Here is a 22299-nt window from a genome sequence, read left to right as displayed (position 1 = left end):
GCGGGTAAACTTGTGGAGAGCGCCCCTGATGGAGGTGTTGTCAAATCTGCGGGTCGTCGAAATCGGTAGCTCGGCCGGGACCAGCTATTGCGCGCGATTGTTTGCCGACTTCGGCGCGGATGTTCATAAGATCGAACCTCCAGGAGGAGAGCCGCTTCGCTTCAGTGCGCCACTTACGCCCAAGGGCCAGAGTGCTTGGTTCGCATTCCTGAATTTCAACAAGTCAAGTACTACCCTCGATCCCGGCGACCCGGATGCGACCACGCGACTCGCATCACTGATCGAGGATTGCGACGTTCTGGTCGATGGCCGCGATGTGGATCCCGCGGATTGCCCGTCCATTGATATCACCGCGATCCGGCAGCGGCGCCCCGGGTTGATCTACCTCGAAGCAAGCTGGTTCGGCGGTGAGGGTCCCTATGCAGGATTCGCCGCAACAGATTCAACCGTCCGCGCGCTCGGGGGTCTCATCAAGCTGGTTGGCCCTGTCGAGGGCCCGCCAATGCACGCACCGGATTTCCAGATGGGGATCCTTGCCGGCCTCTGGGGCTTCATCGCCGCCGCTTCGTCGCTGGTGGCTCGGATGCACGACAAGGCAGGACGGTCGTGGTCGCTCAATATTTTCGAATCAAGCCTCGCTCTCAGCGAATATCTCATGTTTGAGGCGTGTGCGCCCCGCGACGCGATGCGCCGGCTTGGCATTAACCGCTTCTGGCCAGTCTTTCCGATCGGCATTTATGAAACCAAAAAAGGCTGGCTCGGGATTACGACGTTCACACCAGCACAGTGGTACGCTTTCTGCGACATGCTTGGCCTGTCCGAATTGGGCGAGAATCCGGCCCTGGTCCTCGGCGAAGATCGTCTGCAGCACATGGAACAGATCGAACGACAGTTCATGCCCCGGCTGAAGGCGCGCACAGCGCAGGAGTGGTTTGCGGAGGGACTGAAACGTAAGATCCCGATCGTCCCAGTCCCCGAAATCTCCGATCTGCTCCAGGACGTGGAGAAGAAGCAGCGCGGTGCAATCGTGCCCGTCCTGCTCGGTGAAGAACAGGGCCTGACAGCCGGCTCAATGCAGCGGCTGACGTTGACACCGCCGCGCCGGGGCGGAAGGGTTCCGGCTCCTGGCGAGCAGCAAGCTTTTGCGAATACCCAAAGGCACCCGAGCGGGACCGCGTCGACGTCGCTCGGCCCCATCGGGGCACGGTTGCCACTGCAGGGAGTTCGGGTCATCGACTTCTCGATGGGCTGGGCAGGCCCATTGTCTACGCGAACGCTGGCGGATCTCGGTGCGGACGTCGTCAAGATTGAGGCTATCCAATATCCAGATTGGTGGCGCGGCGTTGACCGGCGGCCTGCTTACGTCAACAGTCAGATGTATGAAAAGACGCCACGCTTCTGCATGATAAACCGCAACAAGCGCGGTATCACACTCGACCTTACTCGCCGGCAGGGCCGCACGCTCGCCAAGCGGCTTGTAGCGGGAGCCGACATTGTCGTCGACAACTATTCGGTGGATGTGCTGCCTAAGCTCGGGCTTGGCTACGAGGTGCTCAGAGCGCTCAATGCTCGCCTGGTCATGATGTCGATGTCAGCCTTCGGGGCGAACAGCGTTTATCGCAGTTGCCGGGCCTACGGCTCGACCCTCGAGCAGGGCTCGGGGTTGCCAGCCGTGATCGGAAACCCTGACGGACCGCCTGTGATGAGCCACGTCGCGTTTGGCGATGCCGTCGGCGGGTTGAACGGCTGCGCTGCGGTTCTGGTTGCGCTGATTCATGCCCTTAATACTGGGCAAGGACAGTTCATTGACCTCTCGCAGATCGAATGCATGATGCCCTTTGCGGCGCCATGGATCACCGTCCATTCGATCAATGGTGCGCCGCCAATAAGATACGGCAATCGACATCCGCAGTTCGTGCCACACGGCTGTTTCCGATGTGCAGGCGAGGACAACTGGATCGTAGTGACGGCGACCGACGCGAGCATGTGGCAGAGGCTTGCGATCCTTATTGGCCGGCCAGACTGGGCCGCGGACGCATCGCTGAAATCTACGGAAGCTCGCCGGGCTATTGAGGATGTCATCGAGACAGGCATAGCAGCCTGGACGCTCACCCGCGATGCGGACGAGGCGATGTCCCAATTACAGGGCACAAACGTTGCCGCCGGCGTGGCCCGCCTACCAGTGGACCAGCTGAAAAATCGACACCTTAGCTCGCGCGCATTTCTCCAGGAGGTCGGACGCGCTTTCATTGGCTTGCATCCACAGCCCTCCATGCCCATTCGGGAAGGTTCAGAGCCCTATGCGATCCGGACAGCGGCGCCGACCCTCGGCCAACATAACAGAGAGATATTGTCAGGGCTTCTTGGACTTTCCGACACCGAGATCGCGCAACTAGCTAGGGAGGGCATCATCGGTACGGCGATGCTCTCCGACGGGGAGCTAGCAAAAGCACACAATGTGTTGTGACCTTTTTCTCATCATCCCGCATGGTGTGGCTTCTTAACGTACTTGGAGGTCTTGATCAGAAGACGGAAAGTATCGCGAGGATTGCGCGGATGATCATTGAGGACAGTAGCTCGTTTAGTGGCTGTGTCGGTCTCGCCGCGGCGCTTCGTCTTGGCCGCATCCAGTCGCGCTCCGTCACGTCCCAGCGAAGCGGGGTTCTAGTCATGTCCGACCGATCGAACTCGAATCGCGTTCATCGTACGATTCAACGGATTTCGGCCAGAGCCCTGTAAGTCCATTCGTGATGCCGAACCTGATAGACTCCCGCGCCGGAGCGCCATCTTGGCGCGGCTGCGCAGCTCTATCCCAGCTGGCCCGCATTTGCCTTGACAAGCTTCATCACGACACGACGCCGGATGTTGCTCCTGATCTGTTTGCCGCGGGCCCTCCAATGCCCTATAGCGCTAGAGCTTAGGGCAGTGCAGCGGTGCTGCCCCAACTCTCTCTGTCGTGCTTCGCGTTCGCTGCAGGTGGAAGGATATCAGACAAATCACACAATTGCTTTCCGACAGAGAGCACGATCAACACGATCGCTAGACTGCACGTTCAGGGGAATTCCGGCAGAAATTCACGGGTTGAATGGTCCGGGCAATTGGCCCGGCTCTTGCTCCGCTGCTCGCAAAACGCCGTGCAGAGCTAACTTTTGGGGGTTGTCGGCCGAAGGACAGGGCGATCCGAGATGCTTGAGCCTTTCAAACAACGGATCACCGAAAGACTCTTCACACGTTCTTGGCGCGAATGAGATTGGGTCCGCAGCCGCCGTGCAGCTTGGAAACGCCATTGCGCGTAACGCCTATTACATTTCGGACGTGAGGGAGAATGGCATGACTGAAGCTTCCGCAACCAGATCAAAATTCACGCGTGACCGGAAAGGCAGCACGGATGGCCGACTATTCTTTCTCGAGGTGAGTACCAGCCGTATTCAAGCCATGACCCCGGACGGTTCCGATCGAAAAGTCATCGTCTCCGATTGTCAGCTTCCCGACGGAATCGCCATCGATGTCGCCGCCGGCCATATTTATTGGACCAACATGGGCTCTAGCATCGGCGTTAACGATGGCTCTGTCGAACGCGCCGATATCGATGGAAGAGATCGCAAAGTCATCGTTCCGCGCGGCGCCACGTTCACACCGAAGCAGATCCAGCTCGATCGGAAAAACGGCAAGCTCTATTGGTGCGACCGCGAAGGAATGCGGGTTATGCGATGCGATCTTGACGGATCCGAGATCGAAACGCTTGTCGAGGCGGGCCGCGGCGACGTGGATCGGCGCGACCCGACCAGGTGGTGCATCGGCGTCACCATCGATACCGAGCGCCAACAGATCTACTGGACGCAAAAAGGCCCGGACAATGCCGGCCTGGGCCGAATTTTTCGTGCCAACTGCGACGTCCCGAACGGCGAGAGCCCAGCGAACCGCTCCGACATCGAGGTCCTGTTTGAGGGCTTGCCGGAACCGGTTCACCTTGAACTCGATCTGGCAAACCACGTCCTGTATTGGACCGACCGCGGCGATCCTCCGCGTGGCAACACGGTCAATCGCGCAAGAGTCGACACCAAGACGGCGCCGGAGATACTGATCACGCACCTGATGGAGGGAATTGGCATTGCAATTGATGTTCCCGGCCATCGAATGTTCGTGACCGACCTCGCCGGTTCGGTCTATTCCGCCGATCTCGATGGAAAGAACAAGTGCAATCTCCTCTGGTCCCAAGGCAATTTCACCGGCATCGCATATGCCGAAATCTAACAATGCCGAGGAATTCACATGAAGTTCGAGAACAAGGTCATTGTCACGATTGCGCCAACGGGAGGCGTGGTGAAACAATCGCAAAACCCGCACCTGCCAACCCAACCCGCCGAGATCGCGGAGGATGTGTACCGGTGCTACGATGCCGGGGCATCCATCGTGGCGCTGCATGCTCGTAGGCCGGACGATGGCGCAACCTGTCGTCCGGAGATCTACCAGGACATCAACTCGCGGATCCTGGCAAAGTGCAACATCATCATCAACAACAGCACGGGTGGGGGCATTGACGGAGACATGGTGCGACCGGTTGAGTCCGGTCTCGATGAGGTGATCTTCGAACAGCGTCTAAAAGGCCTGGAGGCCGGCGCGGATATGGCAACATTTGACGCTCACACCGTGCTGGCCTGCTTTGGCGGCCGCGAGATTGTCGTTAACACCTCACCCGCTCGCTGCGACATCATGGCAAAACGATTCCAGGAGACGGGTATCAAACCGGAGTGGGAGTGTTTCTCGCTTGCTCATCTTCTCCAAGATACCATGCGCCTCATCAACAAAGGGTTCGACAGCCCCCCTTATTGGATCAACTTCGTCCTTGGTGCCGATCGCGGAATCCAGGGCGGCTTGCCATATACTCCGCAGATACTCGATACGCTCATCGGGAATCTGCCGAAGGAAGCCATGTTTTGCGTGAGCGGGATCGGTCGAGCGCAGTTGCCCGCAACAACTCACGCCGTGCTCGCCGGCGGTCACGTTCGCGTCGGCCTCGAGGATAATCTGTACCTCGAACACGGAAGACTCGCCACGAATGTGCGGCTCGTCGAGAAAACAGTGGGAATCATCCGAGAACTCGGCTACGAGCCCGCGACCGCTGCGGAGGCTCGCGCGGTGCTTGGGCTTGCGACACGCAAATAGCCCGGGTCCACGGCTCTAAAGCGGGAGCAGCGTACGACCAAGCCTTAGTCTGCTGACGCGCCCGCGATAAGTCGTTCCTGTGAGCGACCATCGTAAGAACTGCCGTTTCCGAGATGGAGTCTTGAACGTCAGAAATCCTTTTGGCCGCGCCCGCAACTATCAACCTGACATCGCCCCGCAGCTTCAGAAAGTGAGCAAAAGAGGGTTTGGACAGCGGCTATTTGCGGGAGGAGAACCGAATGGCGGACGCCGCTGTCCAATTCGACGCGAATGGCGAGTCAGGGCCTTCCCTGGTCGCGAGCGCTGTTGCCAAGAACACGCGGCGGCTCGTGCCACTTTTGGGGCTCGCTTATCTCTTCAATAATCTCGACCGCACCAACGTCGGCTTCGCTGCGCTGCAAATGAACAACGCTATTGGCCTGAGCGCGACGCAGTTCGGCTGGGGGGCCGGAATCCTCTTCCTCAGTTACTGCGTACTTGAAGTTCCCAGCAACATGATCATGTATCGCTTCGGTGCGCGCCGCTGGCTCGCCCGCATCATGATCACCTGGGGCCTTGCAGCCGCGGCGACTGCGTTCGTTGTCGGACCATACAGCTTCTACGCGATCCGTTTGCTTCTTGGAATTTTCGAATCAGGCCTCTTCCCCGGCGTGATCTGGTACATTTCGATCTGGTTTCCGGCGCGATCCCGGACGAGCGTGCTCGCTTGGTTCATGGCCGCAACGCCGCTATCTTCGTTGATGGGCAACCCGCTCTCGGCTTCGCTACTCGGGTTGGACGGATTGTGGGGGCTGGCAGGCTGGCAATGGATGTTTATTGTCGAAGGCCTTCCGACGTGCCTCCTCGGGATCCTGTGCCTCGTTCTGATTGCCGACACGCCGGACAAGGCCTCCTGGCTGACGCCCGCAGAGCGGACAGCGCTGATGGACGAGCTCGCAAGCGAAACGTACGAGAAAGGCAAAGAGAATCTCTTGGCCGCGATGAAAGACGTCCGCGTGCTGATGCTGACGGGCATCACATTCGCTTTCACGATCGGCTCTTATGGTATTGGCATCTGGCTCCCTCTGATCCTGACGGGCTATAACTTGAGCAACAGGGAGGTCGGGTGGCTCTCGGCCGTGCCCTATCTCTTTGTGACGATAGCCATGTTGTTGTGGGCGCGCCTGGTCGATCGCAGGGGGCACAAGATCTGCAACCTGATGGCCGCGTTGATGCTTGGCGCGACGGGTCTTTTCTTTTCGGTGGGGCGCACATCGCTCGTAACGGCTCTCACATGCATGACGCTTGCCCTAGTCGGCACAATCTCGGCGCGGACAGTCCTGTACACGATCCCGCAGAGTTTCCTGACCGGCGCCGCTGCCGCCGGCGGCATTGCATTCATCAATTCCGTCGGTGCCTTTGGCGCTTTCGTTGGCCCGTACATGGTCGGCTTGCTTAAGGACGCGACGGGCTCATATGACGCTGGCATGATCGGAATGGCTAGTATCCTGGTTGTCGCAACGGCCATTGCCGGCGGACTTAGATTGGTGGGCATGTGATAGTTCAATTCGCGAACGACGGCAAAAACGTGTCGCCCCACTGATCGGTGCCGATGGATAGTGGTCACTCGTCCGCAGCAGCTTTTGGCATTGCTCGTTCTGATTGCGCCGGCTGCGGAGTGTGGCTCGGCCTCGCCTCGATCGATTATCTCGGTCGGAGTCCGGATGCCAGAGTTACAGAACGTCCTGTAATCGAACGACTCTATAACCAGGCCGCCTGGCCTCTGCTTGCCCTCATAACCATCAATGTTTGTTTTGCAAACCTGATGGTTCAGGTAGGCGACCGCGATGTTCCTGTTACGCGATTGGTTCCGGCCAAACCGGCCCTCGTGCACAGCCGAGCCTGAAGACGGGCAGCTTGGAAGGGTCCACTCGACAATAGGTCTCGCAGCGCTGTTGGTCATACGTCTGCCGCAACAAGGAGAGTCGGCATACCGTCCGCCCTTTCCGAGGATGCCGTCGGCGAGGTGAACCTGATCCTTCTGCGCGGCGACATTCGAATTCATCCGTCCTCCGAGTTGTTCTTGTCCTCGTCCTCTAAGGAGAGGAGGATTGCTCACGCGACTAACCGACTGCGTTCAACGCAAAATCGTTGAATGGGCCCCTACAAGAAGGGGAGAGTTCGGCGAGCAGCCCGGGCACTTGCCGCAATGCGCAGAGCGGACAGGGCGAACTCCACACCAGGGTGTGAAATCTCGGAGGGGCAGCAAGGTAATAGACGCGTTGATCATATTGCGGCGAACCCTGTGGCAGTTCTTGCTTGGCGAGGTTGACGAGAATACGAAGTGGGTCAGGGGCAGTTGAGATAGCGGCCTTCCGCGCGGGCGAGTTCGTCGTATCTCAACAAATCAAAAAGCTCGTCGAGCGACGCGATGTTGGGTTCAATCCCAGAAATGCATTCTTCGGCAATAATGCGACTGCAAACATCCCGCATTGCCGCGATTGCAGCTCGCACGGAGTGGTTGGCCCAGATTACTGTGGAGATGCGGGCGTCACGGTACGCAGACACAGGTGTTCGATAGTATGTTGTTGGAACAATTACCAAAGGCAGGGAGTGCTGCCAGGCACTCGCGAAGGAAAGGATCTCATCCGCGGTGCTCTTGCGTGAGTGAATGAGGATCGCGTCGGCTCCCGCCGCCGCGTAAGCGCTCGCGCGTAGCAGGGCTTCATCCATTCCACGGCCGGCGATGAGCGCTTCGATCCTGGCTACGAGAACCAACTCGTCCGCAACAGTATCTTTCACGGCCCGCAGCCGGCCCGAGAATTCATCGATATCGGCCAAAGGATGCCGATCGCCAACAAAGGAGTTGATCTTCGGAAAACAGCTATCCTCCAGCGCAATCCCGGCAGCGCCACGCTGATGGAGCTTGCGTGCCAGCAGGCGCGCATTATTGAAATTCCCGAAGCCGCTATCGCCGTCAACGAGCACAGGCAATTCGGTCGAATCGACTATGCGCTCGACCACATCGACGAGCTGGCTCCAGGAAGCTTCGTTGGCATCGCGGTAGCCGAGAGAGCTGGCGATGGACAGGCCCGATGCCCAAAGTCCCTTGAAGCCTGCGCGCTTGGCAATTGCGCCGGACAGCGCATCATGAGCTTCCATCAGGAAGGAGAGATCACTCTTGGAACAGATTTCAGCACGAAGCTCTTGCGAGAGTGAATGGCCTGCGCTTCGCTCAGGGCGATTGGCGACAGCCGATTGTGGTTGATATTGCATGCCGACTCCTTGCAGGTGCGTTCACTTGTCGGGCGTACATTACGTCCTTAGTCCAGCTCTCGATGGCTAAGTCGTTTCAGGTCAATCGACAGGTGACATGCGCCTGTTAGCTTGATCAATAACCAGCGTTGGTAGTTGACCAGCGCGCATTGGACTATTTCCCTATACAATGAAGCGGGAATCCCAGCTCACCCAGCAATCGCAGGATGTTGATCGTTGGTTGGCGGAAAGTCTAAGAGCGCACACGTTTGATGATCAACGAATCTCACCAGCGCCGACTTGGTGTCGGCTCCCAGATCGGAAAATGGCGCAAACGCTTCATCGCCGATCGGATCAAGGGCTTTATGGTGAGATGCGCACCGGCGGGCCCCGCACGGTCGAGGACGTGGCGGCGGGTCGAGTTGATCACCAAGACACTCGCTTGCAAGCCCAACGCCGCAACCCATTGGAGCGTGCGTGACATCGCCAACAACTCCGACGCTACGCCACGCGTAAAGGGCTCGAGAGGCTGCGCACGCTGGAAGGGGTGCCTCTGCCGCGGATCACTGGTTGCAAGCTCCAGCTCATCTCAGATCGATTGCAAGGAGGAACCTATTCCCTAAGCTGCCATCTGCACTGGGAGAGCGGAATATCCGTGCACGAAGTTCGATGCGACTCGTTCCGGCTCGCCGACCACCTTGATGTCCAGGCGCCTGTCCAGCATCTCCTCCCAAAGGATCTTCAGCTGCAGTTCCGCAAGATGTCTTCCGACGCAGCGATGGATGCCAAATCCGAACGACAGATGTTGCCGTGGGTTCTTCCGATCGATGATGAAGCTGTCAGCCTGGTCGATGGCCTCATCGTCCCGGTTCCCGGAAATGTACCACATGACGACCTTGTCGCCGCGTCTGATGTGCTTGTTACTTATCACGATATCGACCGCAGCGGTGCGGCGCATGTGTGCAATTGGCGTCTGGTAGCGTATAATCTCGGAGACGGCGCTCGACACCAGCATAGGATTCTCGCGCAGCTTCCGTAGCTCGGACGGATTCTGGTTCATGAACAATACGCTTCCACTCATCGAATTGCGCGTGGTGTCATTCCCGCCCACGATCAGCAGGATGAGGTTGCCCAGGAACTCGCGTGGCTCCATATTCCGGGTCGCCGGCGAGTGCGCCATCATCGAAATCAAGTCGGCGCGGGGCTCGGCATTTTTGCGCTCGTTCCAAAGTCTTGTGAAATAGTCCAGGCACCCGGACAGGACTGCCCGTCGCTTCTCCCAGGTGTCGATCTCGTGGCCAGTTCGCGGAGTCGTGGCGGCGACGTCAGACCAATAGGTCAGCAGCCGCCGATCCTCAAAAGGAAAATCAAACAGCGTCGCCAACATTTGCGTCGTCAACTCGATCGAGACCTTATCGACCCAATCGAAGGTTTCATTGCGCGGCAAGCCATCCAGAATGGCCTTGACCCGCCGGCGGATCAAGCCCTCGAGCTTGGCCAGATTCTCCGGTGCCACGATCGGGCTGATCGTGTTGCGCTGCTCGCCATGTTTCGGAGGGCTCATCTTGATGAAACTCGGAGTCCAATACTCCTCCGGCAAATCGACGATCGTGACGCCTTGCTCTGACGAGAACACTCCGTGAGTCATGTCTACTGCAACGATGTCGTGGTATTTTGTTATGGACCAATAGGGACCGTACGGGCTATCCCTACAGTAGTGGATGGGATCTTCCTTTCGTAACCGCTCGAAGTAGGGCCAAATGCTGTCATCTTGAAAGCGCTTGACGTCGCTGACATCCAGATCGCTCGGAAGAACATCATATGCCCCCTCGCGCGCGTGACTTGACAATATTGTATTCATGAACGCCCTCCGGCCTTAACCTCTCATCTTGCTTTCGTTCGCCTGGGCGAACGCCAACGGTGGCTCTGAGAGCTTCCCACGATTTTTGAATGGACCGATCCGTCATTTCCCCGCCCGCTGCCGCGCTTTAGGTCGCGAGCGAGTCATCAGTTGAATGGTCGAACAATATCGCAAGCCGGAGCGCAGCTCCCCTATCATGATTGGGAGGCGCGTGAGCTTGCGTTCACTGCTATAATCATTCCTCGCACAACCGCTCAGCTGGTTGCAACGTCATCGCGAGCTATCGCTGAATTCTGGTGACGGCTTGGCCGGTCAGGAGGCGACGGCAGTGGGTTGACTGACCTCGATCCCGTCGCTGAATGTCAGACCGAGAACAAGCTTTGGCAAGTGATTGTGGCCATCGAGACGACGTAAGCTTTTCTGCGCGACCGCTCGATCTGCTGGCGTTCTTAGCCGGGCTCGCTCGGTGCCTGATCGGTATCGAGGCGTGCGCGACTGCGCACCATTTGGCGCGCAAATTGATCGCGCTCGGCCACCAGGTCCGGCTGTTGCCGCTACGTCAAGGCCCCACCTTAGGCGCGGGAAGAACGACGCGGCCGATGCAGAAGCAATCTGCCAGGCGGTGACGCGACCGAGCATGCTCTTCGTGCCGGTGAAGAGCGAAGAGCAGCACCTACTCCCTCTTCGCAGTGGACTTCCACTACCTACTTCTTGCCGGTTTCCCGGCGCACCAACTGTAGTGCTCAAGCTGAGTGTGGCACAGCGGCTTCCGTGTCACAAACGCGTCCTAGAAATGAAATTACCGGGACTGCTTATGCACCCTTGCCGAGGAGCGAAATGATCTCATCGAGCGTCGTTATGACAGCGACCGAGTCTTCTTTTGACAACGAGGCGTCACGGCAAAACCAGACTGCGCGGCATCCCGCGCCGCGTGCGCCCAGAACATCCGAGCGAAAGCTATCACCTACCATGATGACCCCGTCTGGCGCCTCACGCAAAAGGTCTAAACAGGCTTCAAAAGCGGCTTGGCTGGGCTTGCGATAACCGCAATCGCCGCAGAACATGACAAGATCGCAGTTACGGCTGACATGAGTGTGCCGACCTACCTCGGCTCGCCACAACCTGTGGCTCGTTCCCCAAGGCGTATTAGACAAGATCGCCGTCCGGTAGCCCATTCGGCGAACTGTAGCAATGACTGTCTCCGCTTCTGGCATGAGCTGGCCACTAGCAAAGATTCGTTTGCAGAGGCGCAGCTCGAGTAGCGCTGCATCCGCGTCATCCATGTCGGGTGCCAGCACGCATCTCAAGCGGTCGGCGAAAGAAACCACACGACAATCCTCGCGCTCCCTGTTCAGCGCCTGCAACGTTGCGCTAGCGATGGATCTCGGCGCTGTGACAGTGGCCAAATCTGTAAAGCTGGACGGATCGGTGAGGAAATCATGCAAGAACTCAACCTGTTCGGCCTCGGTCCGCAATGGATAGTCGCAAAGGGTGTTACCCCAGTTAAAGATGACGGCGTTAGGATTGTTCATCTTCATGGAAGCGCTTTCAGCCGATCTAGAAACGCTCGCCACTGGCGGAGAATAGTTTCTGGATCTTTGCCCTTACGCCAAAGGTCCTTGTCTAAATCATTTGACGCGTGCTTGGCTCGCATGCAGTCTGGTGAAACCTCGCCAAATATCGCATCGCCTTCGGCGGTGATAAAAAAGCAAATATCGAGGAGTTCAATTTCGCACGATGCCAAGACTCTCGCCAGCGCCTTGAAGGCTCGCAAAGCCAAATGCCTGGCAGCATCCGTATCGATGAAGCGGTCCGCGAGCCAATTCGGCATGCATTCGTCCCGATGTGGTAGTGGGTTGCGCCAATCGAAGCGCACATAGGGTTCGTGTCGCTGATCGGGTCGGAGGTATCCGCCATGACGCGTTGGGAAAGTCTCCAACCCGAGGTAAATATGTTTTGGTGTCCCGACATAGGCGGCCTTCACGATGACCTCGATAGGCGGAGCCGCAACTCGCCGACTGATGTAATAGTCTTCACCAACGTGAACGATCGCGGAAGGCACGCCCTCAGTCTCTAGCATCCGCCAAAGCCGCTCGCTGATGCGCAGGCGTAACCAGTCGGTGCCCTCAACTGTGGCAGTGCGATTCGCGGAGTACGAAAACAACGTGGGCTTTAAACGCACGATGACGCTTTGATCGTCGATAACGCGGATCACCTTCGATTCGCCCTCTGTCAGCAAAGGCAAATCTTCGAACTTGGAGCGCCAGCGGTCCGGATATGGAAACGCGGCTCGTTCAATAGGCTGCATTGGATTTCCACCTGTTCACTATGTTTCTGCGTACAGGGACACTGTCCTGTCGTACGCAAGGGTCTTCGTGTTCGTACACCCGAGGGCATCACGACGAAGGCTGTGAGCGACCGCACCGCAACCGTCCAGACGTCCCGTTGCACACCACCTCGTTCCGATTACAAGCGGGGTGGCCCAACGTCGGGTATTGTCAGGCGCTGGATCCGCCCCGCATCACCGATTGCTCAGTGATGTCCCTCCAACACGCAAATGGCGTGCCGAACTGAAACTGGCGCTTCTGCAAGCCCTTGATACAAGCATCTTCAAGAGCCTTGAAGCGTGCGTCGCGTCACATTGCTCGAACTGTCTCAAAACCGACAATCGACACTGAATGATATCCGACAATGTCAGTTGGATTGTACTGTACCCCGATCGCGGGCCCACGTACTTGGTTGGAGGGCTGCTCCGTTTGATAGGCGGAGCCCATGATGACGACGAAGACCAGACGCAAGATCGACGCGGAGCTTAAGGCAAAGATCGCGCTGGAAGCCGTGCGGGGGCAGGCGACGTTATGTGTGTGGCGCATAGTTAGGTCGCGTGCAAGGTGCCCAATCGCGCCAAGCCCTGCTCAATTAGCGATGTGGAGAGATAGCTAAAACACAGGCGTACATGATCGCCACTTCGTGGGCCATAATTGCGACCATTTATGAGGTGAACGGCGTGCTCGCGACGCGCAGCCTCAATGAAAGTCTCTACCTCGACGCCAGCGGCGAACCGGACCCAAAACGAAAAACCACCGCTTGGTACGACATACTCTGGCTCGCAAAAGCGGCTAGACTGCAAGAGCGTATGCAGGATATTCCGCTTGGCACGATAATGCTGGCGCAGGCGCGCAATGTGCGTATCAATGGCGCCCGATTGCAACAACGCTAGAACGATATTACTGACGATGGGGCTTACGCCGCCGTCGCATTTTAGCCGTGCAAGCCTGTTGATGATGTCCGACTCTGCAAGCACCCAGCCTACCCGTAACCCTGGTCCGGCCACCTTGGAGACGCTATGGATGTTGATCACGTTGCCGCCTGGTGCCAGCCAATCAACCGTGCCGTTATAGGGCAGCTCCGCATACACAAGATCCTGCACCAACGCCACGCCATAGTGGTCGAGCAGCGCTGCGACCCGGGCCATGTGGGTGCGCGAGATCTGGCGCCCTGTCGGGTTATGAAATGCTGGCGTCGTATAGAAAAGCTTCACGCGGGTATGACTATGCAACTTTGCTTCAAGTTCATTCAGATCGACACCTTCTGCGCACATACCGAGCTGGAGGACGTTCGCACCCACGATCGAAAACGTTCGCAATGCGCCCAAATAGCACGGGTCCTCGGTCAGGACGATATCGCCTGGGTCGATCCAAGCGTCGGCAATCAATTGCAAAGCCTGTGAAGCGCCACCCGTCAGGATAACTTGGTCATGGCGCACACCGTAGCGCCCTGCGAGCCCTGTACGGAGCTCGGGTAAACCCAGCGCATCCGTATACTGCGGCAGATCGGCGGGTGCGACCCCGGTATCCCGGTTAAATGCATCCGGCCAGGCCAGCTCTGTAAACATCACCGGATCGGGCAGGCCGTAACCGAAATTGATGGCGTGCTTCGCACCTGAGTAAGAGAACGGGGCAAAGCCCTGAGCGAGAGCGCTACGGTTGGAGGCCCGCGAAGTCATGGTTTTGTCTCTCAAACAGATTGCCTCACCTGTTCTGTGCGAAAACGCGTGTTGCACGCTGCAATGAAGCTCGCAGATACCGCCGCACTGAAATACGGGAAGTCCACGCTCGCGCCCGGTAGGGCTGCTGCTGCAGGTGTCTCGAGAGACGGCTGCCAGGCTGCGCCGAATAAATGCTGACCGTAGCGTATCGCTAGCTCAGGTACCACGGGATAAAGCAGACTCAGGAACAATGAGATCTTCGCGGCATTCCACATACCATTATCCTCGCGCGCAAAGTCGGCCACCTCCAGGTACATATCAATGATATCAAGCGCATCCCAGAAACGCAGCGACTCGATCGCATCGGCATAACCCTGAACTAGGCTGCTGAGAGCAGGGCAGAGGTGCTTGCTGTCCACTGTGTGTGCGTTGTTGGCTGAGTGGCGTAACGCATCCTCCCAAACCCGAAGGCGTGACGCTGCCATGATCAGGCTGTCAACATCAAAGTCATTCTTATTGCTGTCGAATGGCTTGGCCACTCGCGCCAGTGCGTAGCGGAGTACACTGGCGTCCACCTCTCGCGTCACTTCATCGGCCCAAAGGGCATGGTCACGACTGGTCGAGAACTTTTCGCCCTCGAGCTTGTAGAAATCCTGGACGGAATGATTCTTGGGAATTGGGTAGCCGCGCGCGAGCAGGGTGCCTGTCACACCTACCGTGTAGTAAAAACGGTTATCTTGGCCCATAAAAAACAAAAGCTGGGTGTTCGGATCGTGCAATGCCGAGTGGGCGTCCAGATTGTCACGGTCGCATAGCTCACGAATTCCAGTTTCGAAACTCCACAGGCCCTCAAACCATGTGAGTAGGGTTTGGCCAATCACATGTTCAGGCTGTGTCAGCTTGACACCATGACTGAAGTGGCGCGACATCGGCAAGCCATGTACCGCGCCGGCTAACCAAGTGCGCGCCTTGTCGCGGATAACCCCGGACCAGGCGCTTTGTCCAATGGCTTTGTCCAGCACCGGAGCCAGCCGGGGCATATCAAACACGGCCTGCTTGATCGGCCTTAGCCCAAGTGTGCTGCCGCAAATGGTGTGCCGCGCGTCGCGGAGGGTGTCGTGCTGGACAGCTAGGCCACAGTTTTCGCACAAATTACTGTCGGTCGTCGCATCGCATGCCGGACAGGTGCCAATTGCAAGCGAGTCGGCCACGAATTCGTCGCAGTGTTCGCAATAGAGCTGGAGACCGTCGCGCACACCGACATAGCCGACCTTCTGCAACTCGCGGAAAATCGCCAGCGCATTCTCTTTGTGGGTTTCGCTAGATGTACGCACAAACGCATCAGGCGTGATTTGCACCGCGCGCAAGCACTGCAGGATCTCGTGAATGTGCTTCTGTGCGACGTCGCTAACCGGTTGGCCGAGTTTTCGTGCTTTCACCAGCGTGTACGTGCCGTGCTCATCCGCACCCGTAATATAGTATGCGCGATGGCCAGCCATACGCTGAAAGCGCGTGAACATATCGGCGAGTAAGTATACGCCGCCGACGTGACCGAGATGCAGCTTGCCGTTGGGGCAAGGGGGAGCGGGACAGACAAAATAGGTGCGCATGTCAATCCCACCAAATAGATAGAAATTTGAGAGAACTGTCCTGACTGACGTTGCGGATAGTGTGCTGCTGGTGTGGTCGCATGTAGCACAACGTCGTCTCGCTCACCGGCGTCATCTGGCCGTCAGCTTCGAACTCTCCATGCCCGGACATCACGACCCACAGTTCGTGCTCGTGGTGCCCGTGCGGATCGACCGCACCGCCGGGTGCGACCTCCACCACCGAGGCGCCGAACCCGGGGCCGAGACTATCCGGCAGATGCTCCAATAGACGGCAGACCAGCACGCCATATTCCGTTCGCATCAATGAATGATCGATCTGCTTGGTGTGCACGACAGTCCTTCCTTCTGAATTGGCACTCAATCGCGATAGAATATGCCGTTAGGGGCGTTCAGGTTTTCCGGATCCGATAGCTTGCCTTCTGGTGGGTTGTAGGCGCGCTTCATGCGCATATACTCGGCACGCGTTGGACCTCCAGTAGATGCGCGCTGGAACACCAGATAGAGCGCGCGGCGGGGACGATTGCTCTTATTTGGCAGTGAATAGTGAGGGGCGTAGTCGTCGAACATAAACACATCCCCGGCTTTCCATGACACCGGTTCCCATGTGAAGGTCTCGGCGACGTCTGGATTGATCACGCCGCCGGCATCCATTGGAAACACTCCCTCCTTATGGCGACCTGGCGTGAAGAAAAGACCGCCGTTGTCAGGCTCCGAATCGTCGATGGCAATGGCTGCCACTGCATGCACCATGCGTTCCGGTATCTTGTGTGGGATATGATAAATGTCCTGGTGCGGGCGGTAGCCGCCGCTATCAGGATACTTGAAGATCAGCAGCTCCTTTAGCATCCGCGTGTCCTCATCGAGTAGCGTCTCGACAGTCGTACGAATGCGGCCGTCGGCCAACAGCGCCTCGCGCAGAGCGCCATGGTAATCCAAGAAGTTCTCCACCTTTGAGATAATCTTGCGATTGCCGGCTGTCTTCTCGAACCACATCATCCATTTGTCGGCGCTTACATCCCAGCGCGCGACCTCGTCCACGAAACTGGAAATCCCGTCGCGAGCGGCTGGATCGAAGAAGCCTTCGAGCCGGAGATATCCGTCCTGTTGCCATTTCACTTTTTGCGACTCGGTCAGCATAGGCGAGCTCCTTTCCAAAAATTACAGGTCACCAGTTGTAGCCTTCACTTGAAGCGCAGCTACCAGCAGCGCATTCAAGGCCGTCGCGCCCAATAGCGTCAGCAACATCACGTCGGGACCAAATCCGCGGATCAACTGCCCGCCGGCCAACGGAAAGCCGAACAATCCGAGGAAATATGCCAGCGTGAAGATTTGTGAGGTGACTGGCACGGACACCCCGTGGTCGCCAGCAAGATTGACGGCCATTCCGTTGAGGGTGGAGTAGGTGAGCCCATAGCCTGTTGCGAAAAGTGCCGTGGCCACGATATAGAGTGGGTTGCTGCCGGGATTGATAATAAATAGGACCAGTGATGCACCCGTAGCTGCGATGAGCATGAGCGCAAGTCGATGTACGGGCAGGCGGCCCATCACGTGGGCGAGAGAGAAGCGTAGCGCTACGCTGGTCGCAGTAAATATCAAAAAGAACAAATCGGAATTCAGGTGACGGGATGCGGCATAGGCGCTCTGATACGTCGACAGTCCCGAGAAAGTGCAGGCGGCAATCGCAATCATAGCGATGGGGGCAGCTGTGGATTTTCGAATGAGCGCTACGGTCGCAGTTACCGTGATTTCGATATGCGGCATCGGCACTGCGGGCAGGCCCAACATGGCACGTCGCGCGACCTCTACGCAGATGGTCGCGATGACGCATGCTATCGCGAACAGTACATAGACATTGGCCAGAGAGCCGGTGACGTTTGCCAAGAAGTGACCGAGTGGAGGGGCTAGACCGAGCCCGGCCATTTGTGAGCCGGACAAAATGGTCAAATATTGGATACGTGCGGCGGGCCGTAGATGGCGAATGATCTGCAAGGGCGACAAGATGAAGGACACCGACCATCCCGCGCCCATCAGCATACTGCCAGCATAAGCTGCTCGCTCATCGAGGACTGCGCCGGCAAGGAGCAGCATGGCTAGCGCCATGGTGATCGAGGCGGCGGCCACCGTCGGCATAATACCGATGCGCTGCGCGACCCAGCCTGCCGAGCAGCAGCACACGATCGTCACAACCATGGCGCTGGAGATCAGAAAGCCTGCGGTTTCACTGCTCTTACCAAGCGCCTGCATGTAGTCCGGCAATAGGAAGCTGGTGCCGTAAGCCGCTGCAATAACAATCGACGCGACCAGAAATGGTGCAAAGGCGCGGTGGTGTAGCCTGACAGATAGCTCGTCCGCAGCTATTGCGGACGCATCAACACGACGGCCGTGTACGGGGGAGAGCGACGCTTGGCTCATGTGATTGCGGCCATGTGTTGCGTGGATGGCCTCGCATCCCGGCCGCCTGGTTCTGGCATGTCTGATGTGTCATAACCGTCCAGGATCTGCCGATCTGGCGTATCCAGATAGAACGGTTGTCCGAGCAGGCTATTGATGATGAGGCTGCTCCTGTATGCGACCAGCGATAAATTGACGCTCTGCAGCCCATGCTGCAGGCGGCTTTGGTTCTGCAAATATACCGGTCCTGGCATGTGCTGGTCGAACCGGACCGCATAGTCCGGGCCGACGACAGGCAGGCTATCCTCCATACGCGCGCCCCGGAGGAGCGTTTGCAAGAAGGGCGGGGTGCGCGGCTGGAAGCCTGTGGCGAGCACAATGCGATCAACCAGGATGCTGTGATTTTGCTGCGCTGCGATTCCATTCAGATCGACTTGCCAACGTTTGTTGTGGGACGTGATGTCCTTTAGGACCACGCTGGACAGCAAACGAAAACTGTCATCCAGCGTGCCCGCCACGCCGCGTTCGTACAACATGTCATAGAGGCGATTGCACAACTCGACGGAAATGCCATCGCTTGTCAGCTTCTCATGCTCCACGATGGCACGACGTTGCTGGAGCGGGAGAGCGTGAAAACGCCGGCTGTACCCCGGCATGTAAGCCTCGTTTACGAAACTGTTGTCGTCCATTGCGAACAGGTTTGTCCGCGACGTCACCCACGTAATCCGGGCCGCTACGGGACGACCAAGCATGTGCTCAACAATCTCAGCGCCGCTCTGACCACCTCCTACCACGAGCACATGCTCGCCGACGTAAGGTGGATCCCGCTCGAGATAGTCGGCCGCATGATAGACGGCGTTGCCGATCAAGGGCCTAGCACACACGGGAATCTTCGGCTCTACGCCAACTCCTATCACCACAGCGCGCGCGAGGTATGTGGTTGTGCTCGTATTGACGCGGTAGCCATCCCTGAAGGGCGCAACGTCGACTACCTCTTCGCCAAAGCGGAGCGTCTTGAGCCGTCGTGCGACCCACTGGTAATAGTCGGTAAATTCCCGCCGCGAGGTTGAGGCGGCGCGTCTGTTGACGAAGCTGTAGAGCCGCCCGTGTAGTGCCAGGTAGTTGAGGAAAGAATAGGGGCTGGTAGGGTCTACCAGGGTCACGCAATCCTTAAGTGGCGACACTTGTAGCCGGCTGTTCGGCAGCGCCAGTCCCGGATGCCAACAAAATCCCTCGCGTTTCTCTAAAAAGAGCGCGCGTAGCGGGGTAGGTTCGATCAGTGCCGCCAGGCTGAGGTTGAACGGGCCGATCCCGATGCCAATGACATCAAGCAAATCCACAGAGGCCTCTTTTCACGCTCGCGTAAAATCTATCCGGAGGGCGAAGGACATCGCCTACTCGAATTGGCAGCCTACAACCTGACGTCACGTGCGATACAAGCGCCTTCAGATGATTCAGCTGGATAGGGACTTCAGCTGTATCGGCGCCGTGAAAGGCCAACCGAATTCGAGCGTGCAGGAGATTTTACGATGCATGGCGCGGTGCTGTGGCTGCTGATCTCCTTGGTCCGAAGAAGCGCAATTTCGAGACTCGCCTGACGGCGCGGCTTTCGTGCCTCACTCCACCAGCAGACGCACAGACAACGATCAGCTTTCTTAACCTGTCCGCGGCAGAGGCGTTTCGCCAATTTCATCGGGGTGCGGCGCCTTTGCCTGCCGTCTCACGTGCTCGCAACCGATCCATATCGGCAGGGCAACGGAGGCCGAAGATAGAATGCTTAACCCAACTTCAGTTCACCTAGGGCGCGTGATCCCGCTTGAATTGCTTTCAGGATAAAATGCTCGACCTTACCCAGCGCCGTTCGAGGCATGACCCTTATGATGATGGACATCTGGAGCAGGGCTGCTCGCCCCGTGCGCGGCCTTCGCTGTCACCGTCACATTCGAAGTACGCCGTAATGCGGCGAGGTGATTGGGCTGTTGAGCGAGGCACTCAGAACGATTGCTAGCGCGTTTCTGGTATCGATCGGATCAAGAATGCCGTCATCCCACAACTCGGATGTCGCATAATACGCGCTCGACCGCTCGCGATATTCTTCCAGAATCGGCTGGCGAATGGCTGCCAATTCCTCCGTGGAGAGGTGCCCATCGTGACGGGCCAGCTGTCTTGCCTTGACATGCGTGAGCACGCCCGCTGCCTGCTCGGCGCCCATCGCCGAAATCTGAGACTGCGGCCAGGTGAACACAAAACGCGGATCGAAAGCCCGCCCGGCCATAGCGTAGGTTCCAGCTCCGTGGGAGGCGTTACAGACGATTGTGAATTTTGGCACCGACGCCCCGGAGACGGCCATGATCAGCTTGGCGCCGTCCTTGGTTATGCCACGCCGTTCGTAGTCGCGGCCGACCATAAAGCCGGTCGTATTCTGCAAAAAGAGCAGAGGCGTTCGAGACTTGTCGCATAATTGGATGAAGTGAGCGCCTTTCAGTGCGCTTTCGCTCAACAGCACACCGTTGTTGGCAAGAATACCAACCTGATAACCATGCAGACGCGCGAAGCCACACACAAGAGTCTCGCCATAACGTGCCTTATATTCGTGGAACCGGCTGCCATCAACCAGACGGGCGATGATCTCCCGCATGTCGAATTGGGTCCGAGGATCCCTCGGAAGAATACCGTACAGCTCGGATGCACTATAGGCGGGCGGCTCCGGAGCGACCCGGTTGATCGGGGCTTTTACAGGATCACTGAAGCGAGCGACGATGTCTCGGGCAATTGCAATCGCATGCAGCTCCGAATTTGCAAGATAGTCGCTCGTCCCCGATACGCTGGTATGCACGTGAGCGCCGCCGAGTTCTTCGGCGGAGATCTCTGCACCGGTGGCAGCTTTGACGACCGGAGGACCGCCCAGAAAGATCGCTCCCGTGCCCTCAACAATGATGTTGTAGTCGCTAAGCGCCGGGACGTATGCGCCGCCGGCGCTGCAATGGCCCATGGCTATACCGACCTGCGGTACTCCCATCTTCGAAAGGATGGACTGATTGCGCAAGATTCGACCCGCGTGATAGCGATCAGCAAAGAACTCCGCCTGTAAGGGCAAGAACCCGCCGGCACAGTCGCACAAATGAACGACCGGCAGGCAATTCTCGATCGCGATGTCCAAGGCCCGCACAATCTTCTTGACCGATAGCGGATACCACGCCCCGCCCTTGACGCTAGCGTCATCTGCGTGGATGACGACCTCTCGACCCGCGACAATGCCGATCCCAACGACCTGAGCGGCGCCGGGCACCTCACCATCATAGGCTTTGTTAGCCGCCAGCGTCGAAAGCTCGAGGAACGGGGTTTCTGGGTCAAGCAGCGCCTCGATCCGATCACGCACAAACAGCTTGTTTTGCCGCTTGAGACGCTCAAGATCCCGCACCGGACGCGCGAAGCGGGCGGCATGCTGGCGCTCCTCCAATTCTTTTGCAAGTCGCCTGTTATGAACTTCGTTGAGCCGATAGTCTTCCGAATTGACATCCACCAGAGACGAGAGCTGCTGCATTTCAGGGCCGCTCCTCTAGGAGCGTAACCAGTACAGCATCCTGCTCAAAGCTCTCGCCCTCCTTGAAGTGAATACGCCCGACAATGCCATCTTGTGGAGAACGTATGACGGTCTCCAACTTCATGCTCTCGATCGTCATCAGGGCCGTCCCGGCAAAAACGGCCTGACCAGGCGAAACCCGGGCGCCGATGACGACGCCCGGCATTGGCGCGCGAGCGACGGCTTGGCTTACCTCCTGCTTCGACGTAGCAAGCGTTCGCAATGGGTCGCGGTAATGCAAACTGCGCGTTTCGCCACTCATGTGCACGTGAATGGTTTCGCCATCAATGGCGAACCTGACGGGCTGGCTTTCACCCGCAATAATGACAACACCGCAGCCGTCACCGCGATGGGAGAACGCGACCGGGGCAATCACCCTGTCATGCAAGCAGAGACGGTAGTCCTCTCGGCATCGTGACAGCCATAGCTGATATTCGACGCCATCGACCTCAAAAGAGTGATTCAC

The 22299-nt window shown here is 57.9% G+C and carries 16 protein-coding genes and 1 pseudogene; 5 read left to right on the top strand and 12 right to left on the bottom strand.

Going from position 1 to position 22299, the window contains the following annotated elements; genetic code table 11:
* Positions 1-28 precede the first annotated feature (28 nt).
* The 4 genes from ACFDR6_RS30400 to ACFDR6_RS30385 all read left to right on the top strand — a co-directional run bounded on the left by ACFDR6_RS30400 (position 29) and on the right by ACFDR6_RS30385 (position 6704).
* A complete protein-coding gene (locus ACFDR6_RS30400) occupies positions 29-2467 on the top strand; it encodes a CaiB/BaiF CoA-transferase family protein (protein ID WP_375860597.1) in 2439 nt (812 codons plus the stop codon).
* A gap of 863 nt (positions 2468-3330) precedes the next feature.
* On the top strand, positions 3331-4254 hold the full coding sequence (locus ACFDR6_RS30395) for a 3-hydroxyacyl-CoA dehydrogenase (RefSeq protein ID WP_375860595.1): 924 nt from the start codon (positions 3331-3333) through the stop codon (positions 4252-4254).
* 18 nt (positions 4255-4272) lie between these two features.
* Entirely contained in the window at positions 4273-5166 is an 894-nt protein-coding gene (locus tag ACFDR6_RS30390) for a beta-keto acid cleavage family enzyme (protein WP_375860594.1), read from the top strand.
* A gap of 239 nt (positions 5167-5405) precedes the next feature.
* The gene (locus tag ACFDR6_RS30385) at positions 5406-6704 is read left to right on the top strand and encodes an MFS transporter (RefSeq protein ID WP_375860593.1); all 1299 of its coding nucleotides are present in this window, start codon (positions 5406-5408) and stop codon (positions 6702-6704) included.
* A 790-nt stretch (positions 6705-7494) separates the two neighbouring features.
* On the opposite strand, the gene aepX is transcribed toward ACFDR6_RS30385, so the two are convergent.
* Positions 7495-8421, bottom strand: coding sequence for a phosphoenolpyruvate mutase (gene aepX / locus ACFDR6_RS30380; RefSeq protein WP_375860591.1), 927 nt, complete (start codon positions 8419-8421; stop codon positions 7495-7497).
* A 598-nt stretch (positions 8422-9019) separates the two neighbouring features.
* Positions 9020-10261 (bottom strand): cytochrome P450, encoded by a 1242-nt coding sequence (locus ACFDR6_RS30375; protein WP_375860590.1) that lies wholly within the window; start codon positions 10259-10261, stop codon positions 9020-9022.
* A 440-nt stretch (positions 10262-10701) separates the two neighbouring features.
* Here ACFDR6_RS30375 and ACFDR6_RS30370 point away from each other — a divergent pair.
* Positions 10702-10931 (top strand): annotated as a pseudogene (locus tag ACFDR6_RS30370) (IS110 family transposase); the annotation flags it as partial.
* Positions 10932-11073: 142 nt separating this feature from the next.
* Here the strand turns inward: ACFDR6_RS30370 and ACFDR6_RS30365 are convergent.
* From ACFDR6_RS30365 to ACFDR6_RS30320, 10 genes are all read right to left on the bottom strand, one after another.
* Positions 11074-11799, bottom strand: coding sequence for an HAD family hydrolase (locus tag ACFDR6_RS30365; protein WP_375860589.1), 726 nt, complete (start codon positions 11797-11799; stop codon positions 11074-11076).
* Positions 11796-12569 (bottom strand): phosphoribosylaminoimidazolesuccinocarboxamide synthase, encoded by a 774-nt coding sequence (locus ACFDR6_RS30360; RefSeq protein ID WP_375860587.1) that lies wholly within the window; start codon positions 12567-12569, stop codon positions 11796-11798. Before ACFDR6_RS30360 ends, ACFDR6_RS30365 begins: the two co-directional genes overlap by 4 nt.
* Before the next feature lie 567 nt (positions 12570-13136).
* Positions 13137-14267: an aminotransferase-like domain-containing protein gene (locus tag ACFDR6_RS30355; RefSeq protein WP_375860586.1), complete on the bottom strand. Its 1131-nt coding sequence runs from the start codon at positions 14265-14267 to the stop codon at positions 13137-13139.
* A gap of 11 nt (positions 14268-14278) precedes the next feature.
* Complete coding sequence (locus ACFDR6_RS30350; protein ID WP_375860584.1) at positions 14279-15859, bottom strand: class I tRNA ligase family protein; 1581 nt, start codon at positions 15857-15859, stop codon at positions 14279-14281.
* Position 15860: 1 nt separating this feature from the next.
* The gene (locus ACFDR6_RS30345) at positions 15861-16190 is read right to left on the bottom strand and encodes a cupin domain-containing protein (protein ID WP_375860582.1); all 330 of its coding nucleotides are present in this window, start codon (positions 16188-16190) and stop codon (positions 15861-15863) included.
* A gap of 26 nt (positions 16191-16216) precedes the next feature.
* Positions 16217-16996: a phytanoyl-CoA dioxygenase family protein gene (locus ACFDR6_RS30340; RefSeq protein ID WP_375860581.1), complete on the bottom strand. Its 780-nt coding sequence runs from the start codon at positions 16994-16996 to the stop codon at positions 16217-16219.
* Between the two features lie 21 nt (positions 16997-17017).
* The gene (locus ACFDR6_RS30335; RefSeq protein ID WP_375860580.1) at positions 17018-18271 is read right to left on the bottom strand and encodes an MFS transporter; all 1254 of its coding nucleotides are present in this window, start codon (positions 18269-18271) and stop codon (positions 17018-17020) included.
* A complete protein-coding gene (locus ACFDR6_RS30330; RefSeq protein ID WP_375860579.1) occupies positions 18268-19590 on the bottom strand; it encodes a lysine N(6)-hydroxylase/L-ornithine N(5)-oxygenase family protein in 1323 nt (440 codons plus the stop codon). The genes ACFDR6_RS30335 and ACFDR6_RS30330 overlap by 4 nt, the downstream gene beginning before the upstream one ends.
* A 596-nt stretch (positions 19591-20186) precedes the next feature.
* Complete coding sequence (locus ACFDR6_RS30325; protein WP_375860578.1) at positions 20187-21794, bottom strand: acyl-CoA carboxylase subunit beta; 1608 nt, start codon at positions 21792-21794, stop codon at positions 20187-20189.
* 1 nt (position 21795) lies between these two features.
* Positions 21796-22299 carry an acyl-CoA carboxylase biotin carboxyl carrier protein subunit gene (locus ACFDR6_RS30320; protein ID WP_375860577.1) on the bottom strand — a complete coding sequence of 168 codons (504 nt, stop codon included), beginning with the start codon at positions 22297-22299 and terminating at the stop codon, positions 21796-21798.

It is taken from the genome of Bradyrhizobium tunisiense (genome assembly GCF_042263385.1).
Lineage (GTDB): Bacteria > Pseudomonadota > Alphaproteobacteria > Rhizobiales > Xanthobacteraceae > Bradyrhizobium > Bradyrhizobium tunisiense.
The sequence above is the reverse complement of the archived record's forward strand: the minus strand, read 5'-3'. Positions and strand labels throughout refer to the sequence as shown.